Raw genomic sequence first — 19,267 nt, forward strand, 5'->3', positions numbered from 1 at the left:
AGATCGAGTTTCGTCGCCCACAACGACAGATTCGGCCTACAGAACTACCGATTCGTACGCCACAACTGCCGTCTCGGCCGACGCGGGTGACGCCTCGGCTATCAGTGGGCGGCTTCGTGCCAGGACAGACCGGTGCCGACGGAGACGTCGAGGGGGACGTTGAGGTCGGCGGCGGAGCCCATCTGGGCGCGTACGAGGGACTCCAGCGCCTCGCGTTCGCCGGGCGCCACCTCGAAGACGAGCTCGTCGTGGACCTGGAGGAGCATCCGGGAGGAGAGGCCGGCCTCGTCGATGGCGGCCTGGACCCGCAGCATGGCGACCTTGATCAGGTCGGCGGCGGAGCCCTGGATCGGGGCGTTGAGCGCCATCCGCTCGGCGGTCTCCCGCCGCTGACGGTTGTCGGAGAGCAGGTCGGGGAGGTAGCGGCGGCGGCCCATGATGGTCTCGGTGTAGCCCGTGCGCCGGGCCTCCTCGACCAGGCTGCGCAGGTAGTCGCGGATGCCGCCGAAGGTCTCGAAGTACTCCTCCATCAGCCCCCTGGCCTCCGAAGGCTCGATGCCGAGCTGCTGGGAGAGACCGAAGGCGGACAGGCCGTAGGCGAGGCCGTAGTTCATCGCCTTGATCTTGGCCCGCTGCTCCACCGAGACTGCGTCGGGATCGACGCCGAAGACCCGCGCCGCGGTGATCGAGTGGAAGTCGCGCCCGGAGCGGAACGCCTCGATGAGCAGCTCGTCCTCGGACAGGTGGGCCATGATCCGCATCTCGATCTGCGAATAGTCGGCCGTCATCAAGGACTCGAACCCGCCACCGACGACGAAGCCCTTGCGGATCCCGCGGCCCTCCTCGGTGCGTACCGGGATGTTCTGCAGGTTGGGCTCTGTCGAGGAGAGCCGTCCCGTGGCCGCGATGGTCTGGTTGAAGGTGGTGTGGATCCGGCCGTCGTCCTGCACGGTCTTCAGCAGGCCCTCGATCGTGACCCGCAGCCGGGTGACGTCGCGGTGACGCAGCAGCGCGAGCAGGAACGGGTGCTCGGTCTTCACGTAGAGCTGCTGGAGCGCGTCGGCGTCGGTGGTCCAGCCGGTCTTGGTGCGCTTCGTCTTCGGCATATCGAGCTCGTCGAAGAGCACCACCTGCAGCTGCTTGGGCGAGCCGAGATTGATCTCCTTGCCGATCACGCCGTAGGCCTCGTCGGCCGCCTGCTTCATCTGGCCGGCGAAGTGGCGCTCCAGCGCGTCGAGGTGCTCGGTGTCGACCGCGATGCCGGTCTTCTCCATCCGCGCCAGCAGGTGCAGCAGCGGAAGCTCCACCTCGGAGAGCAGCCGGTGTCCGCCGGCGGCCTCGACCGCCGAGTCGAGCTCAGCGGCCAGGTCGAGCACGGCCCGGGCGTAGAGCATCGAGGTCGTCGCCACCCCGTCACCGCCGACCTCGTCGTCGCCGAAGAGCGACTCCTGGCCGCCGTCGTCCTCCTGCTTGAGCTCACGCTTGAGATAGCGCAGGGTCAGGTCGGCGAGGTCGTAGGAGCGCTGGTCGGGAGCCACGATGTAGGCCGAGAGCGCCGTGTCGGTCACCAGCCCGCGCAGCGACCAGCCGTGGGCGTCGATCGCCAGCTCCGGCCCCTTGGCGTCGTGCATGATCTTGGGCTTCGTGGCGTCGGCGAGCCAGCCGGCCAGCGCCGCCTCGTCCTCGGGGGTGAACCCCTCCACCCCCGCGTACGCCGCACGCTCCTGCGTCGCGAAGCCGAACCCGTCCACGCGGCCGGTGCCGGAACCCCAGGCTCCGCGCACGTGCAGACCGACCGGCGTGGTCCCGAGCTCGGCCAGGAAGGCTCCGACGGCGCCGGGGGCCAGCGTCTCGCCCTCCAGCGCGAACCCGCTCTCGTCGACCGGGACGTCGTCCTCCGGCGCGAGCACGTCGGTGATCCGGGTGCGGATCTCGCCACGGAACTCGAGCTCGTCGAGGAGCTCGAGCGCGGCCGCGCGGTCCCACTCGACCCGGCCGAGATCGGTCGGGCCGACCTCGAGCGGAAGGTCGCGCACCAGCGCGTTGAGCCGCCGGTTGCGCATCACGTCACCGAGGTGGGCACGGAGGTTGTCGCCGGCCTTGCCCTTGATCTGGTCGGCGTGGGTGATCACGTTGTCGAGGCCGTCGTAGGTGTTGATCCACTTGGCGGCGGTCTTCGGCCCCACTCCCGGGATGCCGGGCAGGTTGTCGGAGTCCTCCCCCACCAGCGCGGCCAGCTCGGGATAGCGGTGCGGCGGGACGCCGTACTTCGTCTCGACGGCCTCCGGCGTCATCCGCGCCAGGTCGGAGACGCCGCGCATCGGGTAGAGCACGGTGGAGGACTCGGTGACCAGCTGCAGCGAGTCGCGGTCGCCGGTCAGGATCAGCACCTCCATCCCGGCTTCGAGCCCCTGGGTCACCAGGGTCGCGATGATGTCGTCGGCCTCGTAGCCCGCGACGGACAGGTGGCGGATGTGCAGCACGTCGAGCAGCCGCTGGATCAGCGGCAGCTGGGACTTGAACTCGTCGGGGGTCTTGTTGCGCTTGGCCTTGTATTCGGAGTATTCCTCCAACCGGAACGTCTGCCGCGACAGGTCGAAGGCGACCGCGACGTGGGTCGGGGTCTCGTCGCGCAGCACGTTGACCAGCATCGAGGTGAAGCCGTAGACGGCATTGGTGTTCTGCCCCGTGACGGTCGAGAAGTTCTCCACCGGCAGGGCGAAGAAGGCCCGGTAGGCCAGCGAGTGCCCATCGAGAAGGAGCAGTCGGTCACGCGTCACATCAGCCACGGTCCGACTCTATCCACGACCACCGACAACAGGCTCAACCGCCGCGTGCGAACATGCATCCATGACCGATGCACTCCACACCACCGACCCCGCCGAGATCGCGAAGTTCGTCGGGTCGCTCCCCCAGGGCGCGGGCGCACTCAACGAGAAGATGGGCGTCGAGATCCTCGAGATCTCGGCAGAGAAGGTCGTCGGCACGATGCCGGTCGACGGCAACACCCAGCCCTACGGTCTGCTCCACGGCGGCGCCTCGGTCGTCCTCGCCGAGACCCTCGGCTCGATCGGCTCCGGCATCCACGGCCACTCGCTGAGCAAGATCGCCGTCGGCGTGGACATCAACGCCACCCACCACCGCTCGGCGACATCCGGCGTCGTGACCGGCACCGCGACCGCGATCCACCTGGGGCGGAACTCCGCGGCGTACGAGATCGTGATCACCGACGAGCGCGGCAAGCGGGTCTGCACCTCGCGGATCACCTGCGCGCTGATCGCCGCCCCGCAGATCTCGAACTGATACGCGAAAGAGCCCCGGAGCGTGTCGCTCCGGGGCCCCTCGTCGGCTGGATCAGACCTCGCCAGCGATGTACTTGACGGGCGCGTAGGTCGCCTTGTCGTTGTACTGGTAGATACCGATGGACGCGGCGGTCGGGCTACCGGTCTCGCCGAGCTCGATCGGGCCGGACTTGCCGTCGTAGTCGATGTCCTTGCCGTCCTCGATGAGCTTGACGCAGTCGGCGTACGTCTCGCACTTCTCACCACCGGTGGTGATGTCGACGATCTCCTTGGCGATGGCCTCGCCCGCGTCGCTGTCGGCCTTCACCGCAGCCAGCGCGGAGACGATGGTGGCGTCGTAGGACTCGGCGGCGTAGGAGTAGTCGGCCAGCTTCGGGTCGACCTTGAGGAGCTGCTCCTTGAAGTCACCGGTGGTCTCGGCGCCGGGCAGGGTGCCCTTGACGCCCTTGAGCTCACCCTTGGTGAAGTCCTTGGAGTAGTCCGACAGGTTGCCGTCGACGAAGTAGGTCGGCAGCTTCGAGGGACCGGCACCCGCGGCGATGAGCTGCGGGATGAGCTTCTTGGTCTCCTCGAACGCGATCACGACGACCGCGTCCGCGCCGGCACCGGCGATCTCGTTGATCTGGGCGTCGAACGAGGTGGCGTCCTCGGAGTAGAACGCCGTGGTGGCGACCTTGGAGCCGGCACCCTCGAGGTTGGCCTTGACCTCCTCGGCGAGCGTCTCACCGTAGGCGTCCTGGCGGGCCAGGATCGCGACGTTGGTGCGCTTGTCCTCGAGCAGCAGGTTGGCCATGACGGCGCCCTGCAGGATGTCGGACGGAGCCGTGCGGAAGTAGAGGTCCGGCTTGGCGAAGTCACCCTCGTCGAACTCGGTCGAGGTGTTGGCCGGCGAGAACATCACGGTGCCGGACGACATGATCTTGTCGATCACGGTCATCGACACGCCCGAGGAGGCCGTACCGACGATCACGTCGGACTTGGCGTCGATGAGCTTGTCGGCCTCGGCCGGAGCGATCGCGGAGGTCGTGTCACCGGAGTCGGCCACGACGGACACGACGTCCTTGCCGAGCACACCACCGGCGGCGTTGATGTCCTGGATCGCCAGGTCGGAGCCGGCGAACTCGGGCGGGCCGAGGAACGCGAGGCTTCCGGTCTGCGGGAGGAGCTGCCCGATGGTGAGAGTGCCGTCGCCCTTGGCGGCAGCCTTCTTCTCCGGCTCCTCGGAAGCGGTCTCGCCGCCGCAGGCGGCGAGGGTGAAGCTGAGCGCCAAGGCGCCGGCGCCCGCGGTCAGCTTCATCCAGGTAGAGGATGATGAGTTCACTGCTTTGTCCCTCTTTCGTATGGGCTGGCCCGGCTCACGCCGGACCTTGCGGAGACACATTAGAGACGGTCGGTAGGCGAATCACCCGAGGGACCTGTCTTTTCACCAATCCGTTACATCTCCCCCATGGCATCATTGCCTGGGTTGCCGCCATGATCGGCTCCGTATCATCGGGGCCGAGGTGACCCATGATCACTCGGGGAACCCGATTCCCGCCAGGAACAGGCACGATCGTGGAGGAATTGTGATGATCTGTACGCACGGCGCCCATGGAGGACCGACTCGATGAGCAGGGTGCCCGTGACGGTGCGGGAGGCTCGAGCCGACGACGCGCTCTTCCTCCTCGGCATCTGGCAGGACTCGCTGCGGATGACCGACGCCCAGGAGCAGCTGGGCGACCTCGAGACCATCATCCGTGGCGCCGACGCCTCCCCCGACCAGCGCCTCCTGGTCGCCGAGTGCGGCACCGAGCCCGTCGGCGCGGTCTACCTGTGTGCCACGACCTTCGGTCCGCTCAACCTGGAGCCGACCGTGCAGATCTTCGCGCCCCACGTCGTCCCCAGCTTCCGCCGCCGCGGGGTGGGCCGGATGCTGATGGAGTCGGCCGTCGCCTTCGCGGAAGAGCGCGGGGTCAGGACGATCGCCGCCGCGGCCTCCGCCGGCGGCCGTGACGGCAACCGGTTCCTCGCCCGGCTCGGCCTCGGCGCCCAGGCGGTCATGCGGGTGGCGCCGACCGCGGTCGTACGCTCCCGCCTCAACGTCCTCGGCCGCGCCCTCCCCCACCACGCCCGTCTGCAGCGCAGCCCGAAGCAGTCCAGCGCCGTCGGCGAGCTGCTCGCCGCCCGGCGCTCCCAGCGGCGCTCGCACACCGTCGCCTGAGCCACCCGACGGCAGAAGACGACCGGGGCCCCGGAGCAGCACGCTCCGGGGCCCCGGTCGTTCGGGACGTACGCCCTCAGTCCTCCTTGGCACCCAGGGTGCCGAGGTAGAGCTCGATCACCTTCGGGTCGTCGGCGAGCTCACGGCCGGCGCCGGTGTAGGCGTTGCGGCCCTGGTCGAGCACGTAGCCGCGGTCGCAGATCTGCAGGCAGCGGCGGGCGTTCTGCTCGACCATCACGACCGAGACGCCGGCCTTGTTGATCTTGCGGGTCTGGACGAAGACCTCGTCCTGCATGACCGGCGAGAGCCCCGCGGAGGGCTCGTCCAGCAGCAGGACCGACGGCTCCATCATCAGCGCCCGGCCCATCGCGACCATCTGGCGCTCACCGCCGGAGAGCCCGCCGGCACGCTGCTTGCGCCGCTCCCCGAGCGCCGGGAAGATCGCGGTGACGAAGTCGAACCTCTCCGCGAACTTCTTCGGGGCCTGGTAGCAGCCCATCTCGAGGTTCTCCTCGATGGTCAGGCTCGGGAAGACGTTGTTCGTCTGCGGGACGAACCCGATCCCCCGGCTGACCAGCTCGTCGGCACGCTTGCCGGTGATGTCCTCGCCGTTGAGCTTGACCGTGCCCTCGTGGATCTTGACCAGACCGAAGAGCGCCTTGAGCAGCGTCGACTTGCCGGCACCGTTGGGGCCGATGATGCCGACCAGCTCGCCGGGCTGGCAGTAGAGGTCGGTGTCGTTGAGGATGTTGACCCCGGGCAGGTAGCCGGCGATGAGCCCGTCGGCACGAAGCACCGCACCCTCGGCCTCGCTCAGGTGCTTCTCGCGGAACTGCTCCGCATCGGTGGAAGTCACTTCGCGTCCTCCTCTTGGGCGATCTCGGCCTCGACCTCGGCCTCGAGCCGCTCTTCGTCGAGCTCGCTCAGGTCGGTGTCGTGGTGGGCCCCGAGATAGGCGTCGATGACACGCTGGTCGGCCATGACCGACTCCGGGGTGCCCTCCGCGACGATCTTGCCCTGGGCCATCACGATGACCCAGTCGGAGATGTCACGGACCATGTCCATGTCGTGCTCGACGAAGAGGACCGTGCGGCCCTCGTCGCGCAGCGACTTCACGTGACCCAGCAGCGACTGCTTCAGGGCCGGGTTCACCCCCGCCATCGGCTCGTCGAGCATGACCAGCTCCGGGTCGACCATGAGCGCGCGGGCCATCTCCAGCAGCTTGCGCTGGCCGCCGGAGAGCGACCCGGCGAAGTCCTCACGCTTCTTGTCGAGCAGGAAGCGGGCGAGCAGCTCGTCGGCCTTCGCGGTGACCTCGTCCTCCTGCTTGCCCCACAGGAACTTGAACGGCGCGGTCCAGAACCGCTCGCCCTTCTGTCCGGTGGCGCCCAGGCGCATGTTCTCGATCACGGTGAGCTTCGCCAGCACCTTGGTGAGCTGGAAGGTGCGCACCATCCCGAGACGGGCCACCTTGTAGGGGGCGACGCCCTTGAGCGACTTGCCCTCCAGGCTCCACGAGCCGCTGTTCGGCTGGTCGAAGCCCGTCAGCAGGTTGAAGAAGGTCGTCTTGCCGGCTCCGTTGGGGCCGATCAGCGCGGTGATCGCACCCCGCTGGATCTCGACGTGGTCGACGTCGACGGCGGTGAGTCCCCCGAACGTACGCGTGATGTTGTCGGCGACCACGATCGGGTCGGGCTTCTTGCTGCCCGGCTCGGTGCTCACCCCGACGAGGCCCGCGGGCCCGGTCTTGATCTCGGCGTTCTCTGCGTTATCTGCGTTCGTCTGGTCAGTCATGTCAGCGTCCATCGATCGCGATCTCCCTACGGTCGCCGAAGATCCCCTGGGGTCGGAAGATCATCAGCAGCATGATGGCCAGACCCAGCACGATGTAGCGGATCACGCTGGCCTGGGTGTCGGTCATGATCGCCGACGGGATCCAGCCACCTTCACCGGCCGACTGGCTGAAGAACGAGCCCAGCCCGGCGATCAGGAACCAGAACAGGACCGAACCGACGACGGGACCCATCACCCGGGCGGCACCACCGAGCAGCAGCGCGGCGAAGGCGTAGAAGGTCATCAGCGTCGAGTAGTCGCTCGGCACGACCGAGGCCTGCTTGAGCGCCAGGAACATGCCGCCCAGACCACCGATGACGCCACCGAGCGCGAGCGCCTGCATCTTGTAGGCGAAGACGTTCTTGCCCAGCGAGCGGACCGCGTCCTCGTCCTCACGGATCGAGCGGAGCACGCGTCCCCACGGGCTGCGCATGAGCGCCCACACCAGCACGCAGCACAGGGCGACCAGGATCCAGCCGACGGTCAGGGACCACAGGTCGTTGCGACCGAAGGAGATGATGCCGAGGTCGATGCCGCTGCTGTAGGGGTTGGCCTCCTGGAACGGCCTGGCGAAGCCGTTGAGCCCGTTGGAGCCACCGAAGGTCTCCTTGGTCTCCACGGCGCCGAAGACGAACCGCAGCACCTCGGCCGCGGCGATCGTGACGATCGCCAGATAGTCGGCGCGCAGACGCAGGGTCGGCACACCCAGGATCACGGCGAGCACCAGCGGCGCCACCAGCGCCATGACGATGCCGAGCCAGAACGGGGCATCGAAGGTGACCACCGAGACAGCCAGGCCGTACGCACCCACCGCGACGAACCCGGCCTGGCCGAAGTTGAGCAGCCCGGTGTAGCCGAAGTGGATGTTGAGGCCGATCGCGGCCAGGGCGAAGACGATCGCCTGCGGGCCGAGCGCCTGCTGCAGCGCTGCCCGGAGAATGTCGAGGATATCCATTGTCTCTCCTACCCGAGCCGCTCTTTGCGACCCAGGATGCCCTGGGGCCGCACCAGCAGGATCACGATCATGATCAGCAGCGGGCCGATCTCCTTAATGGAGGTTGGTACGCCGAACAGCGGTCCGAGCTCGTAGACGAGCCCGATCACCATCGAGCCGACCAGAGCGCCCCAGATCGTGCCGAGACCACCCAGGGTCACTGCGGCGAGGATGACCAGCAGGATCCGCATGCCCATGAAGCTGTTGACCTGCAGCTGCATCGCGTAGAGCACACCGGCCAGGGCGGTCAGGGCCCCACCGATCACCCAGGCGTTGGTGATGACGCCGTCGACCCGCAGGCCGGAGGACGCGGCCAGCGCCGGGTTGTCCGAGACCGCGCGCATCGCCTTGCCCATCCGGCTCTTGGCCAGCCACAGGCAGACCGCGGTGATGGTGACGATCGCGATGATGACGATGACCGCCTCGCGGTCGGCGAGCGAGAGACCGAGGTAGTACCAGTGCTGCTCACGCTGCTGGCCGTTGTACTGCGACAGCGAGCGGGTCGAGGAGCCGTAGAAGTACTGGAACAGGTAGCGCAGGAAGATCGCCAGGCCGATCGAGATGATCATCATCGCGATCAGGCCGGTGCCGCGCCGGCGCAGCGGCCCCCACAGGACCTTGTCCTGCACGTAGCCACCGACACCACCGAGGACGACCGCGATGACGCCGGCCACGATCACCGAGACCGAGGCGAGGCCGCCGGTCTTGAAGATCTGGTCGAAGCTCCAGGCCATCACGGCGCCGAAGGTGAGCAGCTCACCGTGGGCGAAGTTGGACAGGCCGGTCGTGCCGAAGATCAGCGAGAAGCCGAGGCCGGCCAGACACAGGATCAGAGCGAAGACGATGCCCGCGCGGAGGTTCTGGGCGAGGTCCTTGGCGAAGTTCGACTGCTCGCCGGCGGTGACACCGATCGGGAAGATGGCTCGATTGTTGGGGCCCTGGAAGCGGACGGTGACGGTGGCCTCGTTCTTGGTGTTCTCGTCGAGGACGGTCCCTTCCGGGAGCGTCTTCTCGTCGAGGGTCACCGTGTACTTGCCGAGCTCGTCGACGACGATGATCGCGACACCCTTGTCGTCGGTGACGCCCTCGCCGGCCTTCTCGCCGTCCTTGCTGACCTCGAGGGTCACTCCCGAGATCGGTTTCGGATTGCCTTGGGCATCCTTGTTGGCCTCGTCCTGAAGCGTCACCTGGATCGCGGTGGCATCCGGCGGTGGGGTGTCGGTTGCCTGTGCGGCACCCGCGCTCCCTACCAACAGCACCATCAGCGCACCGATGAGCGCGACGAGGACTCTGTAGAGCCGCTTGCGCACGTGGGTACTCCTGCCTGTGTGTCCTGAAGACGGATCCTGACACCAGCTGAACTCGCTGGTCCGCCGGATCCGCGCGGGCAGTCTAGGCCGACGTCGCCCACGAACAAGCCACAGGTTGTCCCTCTTCTGAGACCGCAACCGATCTGTGACGTGCCGTTTACACGGATTCAGGTACGCGGTCCGCTGACCCCGTGCTCGATGACTCCCTCGGCGACCTGACGCATCGAGAGCCGCAGGTCCATCGCGGTCTTCTGGATCCAGCGGAACGCCTCGGGCTCGCTCAGGGTGAGACCCTGCTGGAGGATCCCCTTGGCCCGGTCGACGGCCTTGCGGGTCTCCAGCCGGTCGGTCAGACCGGCGACCTCCTTCTCGAGCTGGGCGAGCTCCTGGAAGCGGCTCACCGCCAGCTCGATCGCGGGCACCAGGTCGGTGATGTTGAACGGCTTGACGAGGTAGGCCATCGCACCGGCGTCACGGGCCCGTTCCACCAGGTCACGCTGCGAGAACGCGGTCAGCATGACGACCGGCGCGATCCGGTCGCGGGCGATCGCCTCTGCCGCCGCGATCCCGTCGAGCACCGGCATCTTCACGTCGAGGATCACCAGGTCGGGTCTGTGCTCGGTGGCCAGCTCGATGGCAGCCTTGCCGTCGCCGGCCTCACCGACGACCTCGTAACCCTCCTCGGTGAGCATCTCCTTGAGGTCCATCCTGATCAGGACCTCGTCCTCCGCGATGACGACCGTACGCCGCGCCTGGCTCTCCGGGGTGCTGCTGGGGTTGCTCTCCGTCACGAGCACAGACTAGGCCATCACGGGCACGTCCCGGTGCAGTGATTCCGCCCACGGTCCGGTAAGTTTGGCGAATGCCAGGCCCGCTCGCGGGCCGGAGAGCCCCGGTACTCCAACGGCAGAGAGGGCGGTCTCAAACACCGTATAGTGTCGGTTCGAATCCGACTCGGGGCACCAGATTCGTTCGCACGTTCCATCGTGATGTCGGTGGTCGCAGGCAGACTGCGACCGTGTACACAGCTCGTGTTCGCGCCAATGCGCTCGCACTCCTCCGGCAGGGCGACTCGCTGTCGGCTGTGGCACGCGCGACAGGTGTCGCAAGATCCACCATCCGTGAGTGGAGGGACTGCGAGCCGCGCAACCGACCCGGCGCCTGCCCGCGGTGCGACGACCGTCCGATCGACCAGGAGGCGTACGCCGCGCTTCTCGGTTTCTACCTCGGCGACGGCCACATCGCGAGAGCCGCGCGCTACTACTTCCTCCGGATCACGTGCGACCTAGCCCATCCGCGGATCATCGACGACGTAGTCGACCTGCTCGGCCGAATCAGGCCGGGCGGCAACGTATTCATCGTCAGGAAGCCCGGCTGTGTGGACGTTCAGCTGAATTGGCAGCACTTGCCCTGCCTCTTCCCGCAGCACGGCCCCGGCCGCAAGCACGAACGCAAGATCGTCCTGGAGCCATGGCAGCAGGAGATCGTGTCAGCCCACCCCGGCCCGTTCCTCCGTGGACTGTTCCATTCTGACGGGTGCCGGGTGTCGAACTGGGCGACCCGGATCGTCGCCGGAGAGAAGAAGCGCTACGAGTACGGACGCTGGCAGTTCACCAATCACTCCGACGACATCCGCGGCCTGTGCACCTGGGCACTCGATCTGGCCGGCATCCCGTGGCGCCAGTCCTCCTGGAAGACGATCAGCGTCTCGCGCCGCGAGGCGGTCGCGGCGCTCGACGCGTTGATCGGACCGAAGACCTAGCCCTTGCGCTCGTAGGCGGGCGCGACCTCGTTGATCGCGTCGCCGATGCGGTGGATGCGCAGGGCGTTGGTGGAGCCGGGGATGCCGGGAGGCGAGCCGGCGATGATGACGACGAGCTCGCCCTCCTCGACGCGGCCGAGCTTGAGCAGGTTCTCGTCGACCTGGCGGACCATCTCGTCGGTGTGCTCGACCTCGTCGGTGCGGAAGGTCTCGGTGCCCCAGCTGAGCGCGAGCTGGCTGCGTACGGCATCGGAGGGGGTGAAGGCGAGCAGCGGGATCGAGCCGCGCAGCCGGGAGAGGCGGCGGGCGGAGTCGCCGGAGGTGGTGAAGGCGACCAGGTATTTGGCGCCGACCCGGTCGGCGACCTCGGCGGCGGCCTTGGCGATGACGCCGGAGCGGGTGTGCGGGTCCCAGTCGATACGGCTCAGCTCGGCGGCGGCGGAGCCGTCGCGGGAGAAGGCGTGGCGCTCGGTGGCGGCGATGATGCGCGCCATCGTCTCGACCGTGTGGATCGGATAGTCGCCGACGCTCGTCTCGGCGGAGAGCATCACCGCGTCGGCGCCGTCGAGGACGGCGTTGGCGACGTCGTTGGCCTCGGCGCGGGTGGGCGCCGGGTTGGAGATCATCGAGTCGAGCATCTGGGTGGCGACGATGACCGGCTTGGCGTTGAGGCGGGCCAGCTCGATGATCCGCTTCTGCAGGAACGGCACCTCCTCGAGCGGGCACTCCACGCCGAGGTCACCACGGGCGACCATGAACATGTCGAAGGCGGCGATCACCTCGTCGAGGTTGTCGATCGCCTGCGGCTTCTCGATCTTGGCGATGACCGGGACGACACGCCCCTCCTCGTCCATGATCTTGCGAACGTCCTCGTAGTCCTTCGCGTTGCGCACAAAGCTGAGCGCAACCATGTCGACGCCGAGCTTGAGGGCGAAGCGCAGGTCCTCCTCGTCCTTCTCGGACAGGGCCGGGACGGAGACCGCGACGCCGGGCAGGTTGATGCCCTTGTTGTTGGAGACCGGTCCGCCGACCAGGACCTCGGTGTGGACGTCGGTGTCGTCGACGGCGGTGACCCGCAGGCGCAGCTTGCCGTCGTCGATCAGGATCGGGTCGCCTACCTTCACGTCGCCTGGAAGGCCCTTGTAGGTCGTCCCGCAGATCTTGTCGGTGCCGGTCACGTCCCGCGTGGTGATGGTCCAGGCCTGACCCCGGTGCAGGGTGGTCGACCCCTCCTCGAAGCGCTCCAGGCGGATCTTGGGCCCCTGCAGGTCGGCGAAGATGCCGACGCTGTGCCCGCTCGCCGCAGCCGCCTCCCGCACCAGCGCGTAGTTGCTGGAGTGGTCGTCGTGGGACCCATGGCTCATGTTCATCCGGGCCACGTCCATGCCTGCGTAGACGAGCTCGCGGATGCGACGCTCCGTCCCGACGGCGGGTCCCAGGGTGCAGACGATCTTCGCTCTTCTCACGGGAGCCCAGACTACCCCTCTGGATCGTTCAAACCAGCACCCGGACCACGTCCTGATCAGGCCGTTCGTTCAATGTTTACGCCCTGCTCGGAGTCAGGTGTCGTCCCTCCACGCTGGGCCACGCGCGAGGTCGCCGGCAGCTAGCGGTTCACCGCAGACGCGGGCAATGCACGTGTGCCACAAACTCGTCGCCACAAGTGTGTACGAACTCTGTCGGATCATCCGATCCGAGGGCTGAGACCCGACTGGCCCGACACCCCCGAGGTGGGGGTGCCGGGCCAGTGGTCGGCACGCCGTTGTGCCTAGGCCTGTCGGCCTCAGACGGTCAGCTGCCGGTCCGTCGGACGGATCGGCGCCGGCAGGTTGGTCGAGCCGGTCAGGTAGGTGTCGACCGCGGCCGCGGCGGCGCGGCCCTCGGCGATCGCCCACACGATCAGCGACTGCCCGCGACCCGCGTCACCGGCGACGTACACGCCGGGGACGGAGGTGGCGAAGGAGTCGTCGCGGGCGACGTTGCCGCGGGCGTCGTACTCCACACCCAGCTGGGTGAGGAGGCCGTCCTTCTCCGGGCCGGTGAAGCCCATCGCCAGCAGGACCAGGTCGGCGGGGATCTCCTTCTCGGTCCCCTCCTTCTCGGTCAGCTTGCCGTCGATGAACTCGACCTCGACGAGCTTCAGGGCGCGTACGCGGCCGTCCTCGGTGCCGAGGAACTCCTTGGTGGACACCGAGTAGACCCGCTCGCCACCCTCCTCGTGCGCGGAGGCCACCCGATAGGTCATCGGGTAGGTCGGCCACGGCTGGCCGTCGGGGCGCTCCTCCGGCGGACGCGGCATGATCTCCAGCTGGGTGATCGACTCGGCGCCCTGGCGGATCGCGGTGCCGAGGCAGTCGGCGCCGGTGTCACCGCCACCGATGATGACGACGTGCTTGCCCTCGGCCAGGATCTGGTCGGGGACCGCCTCGCCGAGCGAGGCCCGGTTGGACTGCGGGAGGTACTCCATCGCCTGGTGGATCCCGTCGAGCTCGCGCCCGGGGACCGGCAGGTCGCGGCCGACGGTCGAGCCGTTGGCCAGCACGATGGCGTCGTAGCGGTCCCGGAGCTGCGCGCCGGTGATGTCGGTGCCGACGTTCACGCCCGGCCGGAAGACCGTGCCCTCACGGCGCATCTGCGCCAGGCGCTGGTCGACCTGCGACTTCTCCATCTTGAACTCCGGGATGCCGTAGCGCAGCAGCCCGCCGATCTTGTCGGCCCGCTCGTAGACGGCCACGGTGTGGCCCGACCGGGTGAGCTGCTGGGCAGCGGCCAGGCCCGCGGGCCCGGAGCCGATGACGGCGACCGCCTTGCCGGAGAGCCACTCGGGCGGCTGCGGCTTGACGAAGCCCGAGTCCCAGGCCTTGTCGATGATCGAGACCTCGATGTTCTTGATCGTCACCGCGGGCTGGTTGATTCCCAGGACGCAGGCGGCCTCGCACGGAGCCGGGCAGAGCCGGCCGGTGAACTCGGGGAAGTTGTTGGTCGCGTGCAGACGCTCCGAGGCGCCCTCCCAGTCGTTGCGCCAGACCAGGTCGTTCCACTCGGGGATGATGTTGCCGAGCGGGCAGCCCTGGTGGCAGAACGGGATGCCGCAGTCCATGCAGCGCGAGGCCTGGGTGTTGATGATCGGCAGCAGGGTCTTGCCGATCTTGCCCGGGTAGACCTCGTGCCAGTCCTTGACCCGCTCGTCGACGGGACGACGGGTCGCAACCTCGCGACCGTTCTTCAGAAAACCCTTCGGGTCAGCCATGGAGGACCTCCATAATCCGAGCTGCGGCCTCGTCCTCGTCGAGACCCTCCTCGAGGGCCTCCTCCTGGGCTTCGAGCACGCGCTTGTAGTCGCTGGGCATGACCTGCGTGAAGCGGGTCAGAGAGTTCGGCCAGTCGGCCAGGAGCGCCTCGGCGACGGCCGAGCCGGTCTCCTCGAGGTGGTCGCGCACCAGCTGCTCGAGCTCGGCGGCGTACTTCTCCTCGACACCGGTGGCGTCGACCAGCTCGCCGTTGAGCCGCTGCCCCTCGAAGTCGAGGACCCAGGCGATGCCACCGGACATGCCGGCCGCGAAGTTGCGCCCGGTCGGGCCGAGCACGACGACACGACCACCGGTCATGTACTCGCAGCCGTGGTCGCCGACACCCTCGGTGACGATGCTGGCACCGGAGTTGCGGACCGCGGCCCGCTCCCCCACGCCGCCGCGGATGTGGATCCGTCCGCTGGTGGCGCCGTAGGCCAGCGTGTTGCCGGCGATGATGTGCTCCTCGGCCTTGAACCCGGCCGTACGCTCCGGGCGGATGACCACGCGGCCGCCGGAGAGGCCCTTGCCGACGTAGTCGTTGGCGTCGCCCTCCAGGCGCAGCGTCAGCCCCTTGGGGATGAACGCGCCGAAGGACTGGCCCGCGGAGCCGGTGAAGGTGATGTCGATCGTGCCCTCGGGCAGGCCCTCACCGCGGTAGCGCTTGGTGATCTCGTGACCGAGGATCGTGCCGACGGTGCGGTTGACGTTGCGGATCGGCAGCTGGGCGCGCACGGGCTCGCCGCGCTCGAGAGCCGGGGCCGCGAGCGGCAGCAGCTCGTTGACGTCCAGGGACTTCTCCAGGCCGTGGTCCTGGCCCTTGGTGTTGTAGAGGTCCTGGTCGGCGAACTGCTGCGGCGACTCCACCCGGGTGAAGATCGGCGAGAGGTCGAGCCCGGAGGCCTTCCAGTGGTCGATCGCGTCGCGGGCGTCGAGCGCCTCGGCGTGGCCGACGGCCTCGTCGATGCTGCGGAAGCCCAGCTCGGCGAGGAGCTCGCGGACCTCCTCGGCGATGTAGCGCATGAAGTTGACGACGTACTCCGCCTTGCCGGTGAACCGCTCGCGCAGGACCGGGTTCTGGGTGGCGACGCCGACCGGGCAGGTGTCGAGGTGGCAGACCCGCATCATCACGCAGCCGGAGACGACCAGCGGCGCGGTGGCGAAGCCGAACTCCTCGGCGCCGAGCAGCGCGGCGATGACCACGTCACGACCGGTCTTGAGCTGGCCGTCGGTCTGCACCACGATCCGGTCGCGCAGGCCGTTGAGGAGCAGCGTCTGCTGCGCCTCGGCGAGGCCGAGCTCCCACGGGCCACCCGCGTGCTTGAGCGAGGTGAGCGGGGAGGCACCGGTGCCGCCGTCGTGACCGGAGATCAGGACCACGTCGGCGTGGGCCTTGGAGACACCCGCGGCGACGGTGCCGACGCCGACCTCGGCCACGAGCTTCACGTGGACGCGAGCGCTCGGGTTGGCGTTCTTCAGGTCGTGGATCAGCTGGGCGAGATCCTCGATCGAGTAGATGTCGTGGTGCGGCGGCGGGGAGATGAGCCCCACGCCGGGCGTCGAGTGACGGGTCTTGGCCACCCACGGGTAGACCTTGTGACCCGGCAGCTGACCACCCTCACCGGGCTTGGCGCCCTGGGCCATCTTGATCTGGATGTCGTCGGCGTTGGTCAGGTATTCGCTCGTGACGCCGAAGCGACCGGAGGCGACCTGCTTGATCGAGGAGCGCCGCTCGGGGTCGTAGAGGCGCTCGGGGTCCTCGCCGCCCTCGCCGGTGTTGGACTTGCCACCGAGGATGTTCATCGCGATGGCGAGCGTCTCGTGGGCCTCCTTGGAGATCGAGCCGTACGACATCGCGCCGGTGGAGAAGCGCTTGACGATCGACTCGACGGGCTCGACCTCGTCGATCGAGATCTTCTCGCGGCCCAGCTCCTCGGCGCTCTTGAGCTTGAAGAGCCCGCGCAGCGTCATCAGCCGCTCGGACTGCTCGTTGACGCGGTCGGTGTACTGCTTGAACACGTCGTAGCGGCCGCTGCGGGTGGCGTGCTGGAGGCGGAAGACCGTCTCCGGGTCGAACAGGTGCGGCTCACCCTCGCGGCGCCACTGGTACTCGCCGCCGATGGGCAGCGCGCGGTGGGCGTTGGCGACGCCGTCGCGCGGGTAGGCGGTGGCGTGCCGCTTGGCGACCTCCTCGGCGATCACGTCGAGGCCGATGCCGCCGAGCTTGGAGGTGGTGCCGGTGAAGTAGCGGTCCACGACCTCCTTCGAGAGGCCGACGGCCTCGAAGATCTGCGCGCCGGTGTAGGAGGCGACCGTGGAGACGCCGATCTTCGACATCACCTTGAGGACACCCTTGCCGAGCGCCTTGATCGTGTTGGCCATCGCCTTCTCGGCGTCGGCCTTCACGTAGTAGCCCTCGTAGGCGAGGTCCTCGACGGACTCGACCGCCAGGTAGGGGTTGACCGCAGAGGCGCCGTAGCCGATCAGCAGGGCGACGTGGTGGACCTCGCGTACGTCGCCGGCCTCGACCAGCAGGCCGACCTGCGAGCGGGTGCGCTCGCGGACCAGGTGGTGGTGGACGGCGCCGGTGAGCAGCAGCGACGGGATCGGCGCCATCTCCTGGGTGGAGTGGCGGTCGGAGAGGACGATGATCCGGGCGCCGTCCTCGATCGCCTGGGAGACCTCGGCGGAGATCTCGTCCAGACGGGTGCGGAGAGCCTCCGCGCCGCCGTCGACCTCGTAGAGGCCGCGGACGACGTGGACCGCGAAGCCGGGCATGTCGCCGTCACGGTTGATGTGACGGATCTTGGCCAGGTCGTCGTTGGAGATGACCGGGAACGGCAGCACGATCTGGCGGCACGAGGCCGGTCCGGGGCTGAGCAGGTTGGACTCGGCTCCGATGGTGCCGTTGAGGCTGGTGACGAGCTCCTCGCGGATCGCGTCCAGCGGCGGGTTGGTGACCTGCGCGAAGAGCTGGGCGAAGTAGTCGAACAGCATCCGCGGCTTGTCGCTCAGCGCGGCGATCGGGCTGTCGGTGCCCATCGAGCCGATCGGCTCGGCGCCGGTGTTGGCCATCGGCGCGAGCAGGATGCGGAGCTCCTCCTCGGTGTAGCCGAAGACCTGCTGGCGGCGGGTCACGCTCGCGTGCGTGTGGACGATGTGCTCGCGCTCGGGGATGTCCTCGAGGCGTACGAGACCGGCGTGGAGCCACTCGTCGTAGGGGTGCTCCGCGGCGAGCTCGGACTTGATCTCGTCGTCCTCGATGATGCGGTGCTCCGCGGTGTCGACCAGGAACATCTTGCCCGGCTGGACGCGGCCCTTGCGGACCACGGTGGCGGGGTCGATGTCGTCGAGCACTCCGGCCTCGGAGCCGAGCACGACCAGGCCGTCCTCGGTGACCCAGTAGCGGGAGGGACGCAGGCCGTTGCGGTCGAGGACCGCGCCGATCTGGGTGCCGTCGGTGAACACGACGCTCGCCGGGCCGTCCCAGGGCTCCATCAGGCTCGAGTGGAACTCGTAGAAGGCCTTGCGGGCCGGGTCCATCTCCTCGTGCTTCTCCCATGCCTCCGGGATCATCATCAGCATGGCGTGCGGCAGGCTGCGGCCGGCCAGGTGGAGGAGCTCGAGGACCTCGTCGAAGGAGGCCGAGTCGGAGGCGCCCTCGGTGCAGATCGGGAAGAGCCGCTCGAGGTCGCCCGGGATCAGCTCGGACTCGAGCAGCGCCTCGCGCGCCTTCATCCAGTTGCGGTTGCCCATCACGGTGTTGATCTCGCCGTTGTGGGCGATGAACCGGAACGGGTGGCTCAGCGGCCAGCTCGGGAAGGTGTTGGTCGAGAACCGGCTGTGGACGACGGCGATCGCGGAGGCGACCCGCTCGTCGACCAGGTCGGGGAAGACCTCGGCCAGCTGGGGCGTGGTGAGCATGCCCTTGTAGACGATGGTGCGGCTCGACAGCGACGGGAAGTAGACGTCGGTCTCCTTCTCCGCGCGCTTGCGCAGGCAGAAGGCCAGCCGCTCCAGGGCCAGGCCGGTCACGCGCTGCTTGGCACCGGCGACGAAGAGCTGACGGAAGGTCGGCATGACCGCCTTCGCGGTGGCGCCGAGGGAGTCCGGGTTGACCGGTACGTCACGCCAGCCGAGGACCTCGAGGCCCTCCTCGGTCGCGATGTCCTCGACCAGCTTCGTGGTGCGCTCGACCTGGTCGACGTCGCCCGGGATGAAGGCGGTGCCGACGGCGTAGGCACGCTCGGCCGGAAGGTCGAAGTCGACGACCTCACGCAGGAAGGCGTCGGGGACCTGCAGCAGGATCCCTGCGCCGTCGCCAGAGTTGGTCTCGGCGCCGGCGGCGCCGCGGTGGTCGAGATTCACCAGGGCACGGATGCCCTGCTTCACGATGTCGTGGCTGGCCACACCGGTCAGCGTCGCAACCATGGCGACGCCGCAGGCGTCCTTCTCGAACCGAGGGTCATAGAGGCCCTGGGGGGATGGATACGAGTGCTCGTACGGCACCGGGATCTCCCGTCTGTCCGGGCTCGGGCACGCACCATCCGACGCAGCCCAATAGCCCCGGATTTTC

General features: G+C 68.4%; 13 protein-coding genes and 1 tRNA gene. 4 read left to right on the forward strand and 10 right to left on the reverse strand.

The window, feature by feature from the left end:
• Positions 1–101 precede the first annotated feature (101 nt).
• Positions 102–2,789, reverse strand: coding sequence for a DNA polymerase I (gene polA / locus HD557_RS16340; protein ID WP_196874659.1), 2,688 nt, complete (start codon positions 2,787–2,789; stop codon positions 102–104).
• 61 nt (positions 2,790–2,850) lie between these two features.
• On the opposite strand from polA, the gene HD557_RS16345 reads away from it, so the two are divergent.
• A complete protein-coding gene (locus tag HD557_RS16345; protein WP_196874660.1) occupies positions 2,851–3,303 on the forward strand; it encodes a hotdog fold thioesterase in 453 nt (150 codons plus the stop codon).
• A 51-nt stretch (positions 3,304–3,354) separates the two neighbouring features.
• Here HD557_RS16345 and HD557_RS16350 read toward each other — a convergent pair whose 3' ends face one another.
• Positions 3,355–4,599 (reverse strand): ABC transporter substrate-binding protein, encoded by a 1,245-nt coding sequence (locus HD557_RS16350; RefSeq protein WP_231380326.1) that lies wholly within the window; start codon positions 4,597–4,599, stop codon positions 3,355–3,357.
• 309 nt (positions 4,600–4,908) lie between these two features.
• Here HD557_RS16350 and HD557_RS16355 point away from each other — a divergent pair, with 309 nt between their 5' ends.
• A complete protein-coding gene (locus tag HD557_RS16355) occupies positions 4,909–5,502 on the forward strand; it encodes a GNAT family N-acetyltransferase (protein WP_196874662.1) in 594 nt (197 codons plus the stop codon).
• Positions 5,503–5,578: 76 nt separating this feature from the next.
• Here HD557_RS16355 and HD557_RS16360 read toward each other — a convergent pair whose 3' ends face one another.
• The 5 genes from HD557_RS16360 to HD557_RS16380 form a co-directional block, all read right to left on the reverse strand.
• Positions 5,579–6,358, reverse strand: a complete 780-nt coding sequence (locus HD557_RS16360; RefSeq protein WP_008362944.1) for an ABC transporter ATP-binding protein — start codon at positions 6,356–6,358, stop codon at positions 5,579–5,581.
• A complete protein-coding gene (locus tag HD557_RS16365) occupies positions 6,355–7,296 on the reverse strand; it encodes an ABC transporter ATP-binding protein (protein WP_196874663.1) in 942 nt (313 codons plus the stop codon). The genes HD557_RS16360 and HD557_RS16365 overlap by 4 nt, the downstream gene beginning before the upstream one ends.
• 1 nt (position 7,297) lies before the next feature.
• Complete coding sequence (locus HD557_RS16370; protein WP_008362946.1) at positions 7,298–8,290, reverse strand: branched-chain amino acid ABC transporter permease; 993 nt, start codon at positions 8,288–8,290, stop codon at positions 7,298–7,300.
• Between the two features lie 8 nt (positions 8,291–8,298).
• Complete coding sequence (locus HD557_RS16375; RefSeq protein WP_196874664.1) at positions 8,299–9,639, reverse strand: ABC transporter permease subunit; 1,341 nt, start codon at positions 9,637–9,639, stop codon at positions 8,299–8,301.
• A 167-nt stretch (positions 9,640–9,806) separates the two neighbouring features.
• Complete coding sequence (locus tag HD557_RS16380; protein ID WP_008362948.1) at positions 9,807–10,436, reverse strand: ANTAR domain-containing response regulator; 630 nt, start codon at positions 10,434–10,436, stop codon at positions 9,807–9,809.
• A gap of 92 nt (positions 10,437–10,528) precedes the next feature.
• Between HD557_RS16380 and HD557_RS16385 the strand changes: the two genes are divergently transcribed.
• Together HD557_RS16385 and HD557_RS16390 are read left to right on the forward strand one after the other, a co-directional pair.
• Positions 10,529–10,604 (forward strand) — tRNA-Leu (locus HD557_RS16385).
• Positions 10,605–10,657: 53 nt separating this feature from the next.
• A complete protein-coding gene (locus HD557_RS16390; protein ID WP_196874665.1) occupies positions 10,658–11,401 on the forward strand; it encodes a helix-turn-helix domain-containing protein in 744 nt (247 codons plus the stop codon).
• Here the strand turns inward: HD557_RS16390 and pyk are convergent.
• The 3 genes from pyk to gltB all read right to left on the reverse strand — a co-directional run bounded on the left by pyk (position 11,398) and on the right by gltB (position 19,122).
• Positions 11,398–12,867: a pyruvate kinase gene (gene pyk, locus HD557_RS16395; RefSeq protein ID WP_008362950.1), complete on the reverse strand. Its 1,470-nt coding sequence runs from the start codon at positions 12,865–12,867 to the stop codon at positions 11,398–11,400. The genes HD557_RS16390 and pyk overlap by 4 nt on opposite strands.
• Positions 12,868–13,184: 317 nt before the next feature.
• The gene (locus HD557_RS16400) at positions 13,185–14,651 is read right to left on the reverse strand and encodes a glutamate synthase subunit beta (RefSeq protein WP_196874666.1); all 1,467 of its coding nucleotides are present in this window, start codon (positions 14,649–14,651) and stop codon (positions 13,185–13,187) included.
• A complete protein-coding gene (gene gltB, locus HD557_RS16405; protein ID WP_231380327.1) occupies positions 14,644–19,122 on the reverse strand; it encodes a glutamate synthase large subunit in 4,479 nt (1,492 codons plus the stop codon). Before gltB ends, HD557_RS16400 begins: the two co-directional genes overlap by 8 nt.
• Between the last annotated feature and the right edge of the window lie 145 nt (positions 19,123–19,267).

The sequence above is a fragment of the Nocardioides luteus genome (assembly GCF_015752315.1).
Classification (GTDB): domain Bacteria; phylum Actinomycetota; class Actinomycetes; order Propionibacteriales; family Nocardioidaceae; genus Nocardioides.

Bases quoted from the DNA above. Each gene is read 5' to 3' on its own strand.
- HD557_RS16345 (WP_196874660.1), top strand. From the start codon at position 2,851: ATGACCGATGCACTCCACACCACCGACCCCGCCGAGATCGCGAAGTTC.
- HD557_RS16350 (WP_231380326.1), bottom strand. From the start codon at position 4,599: ATGAAGCTGACCGCGGGCGCCGGCGCCTTGGCGCTCAGCTTCACCCTC.
- HD557_RS16355 (WP_196874662.1), top strand. From the start codon at position 4,909: ATGAGCAGGGTGCCCGTGACGGTGCGGGAGGCTCGAGCCGACGACGCG.
- HD557_RS16365 (WP_196874663.1), bottom strand. From the start codon at position 7,296: ATGACTGACCAGACGAACGCAGATAACGCAGAGAACGCCGAGATCAAG.
- HD557_RS16370 (WP_008362946.1), bottom strand. From the start codon at position 8,290: ATGGATATCCTCGACATTCTCCGGGCAGCGCTGCAGCAGGCGCTCGGC.
- HD557_RS16400 (WP_196874666.1), bottom strand. From the start codon at position 14,651: ATGGCTGACCCGAAGGGTTTTCTGAAGAACGGTCGCGAGGTTGCGACC.
- gltB (WP_231380327.1), bottom strand. From the start codon at position 19,122: ATGGTTGCGACGCTGACCGGTGTGGCCAGCCACGACATCGTGAAGCAG.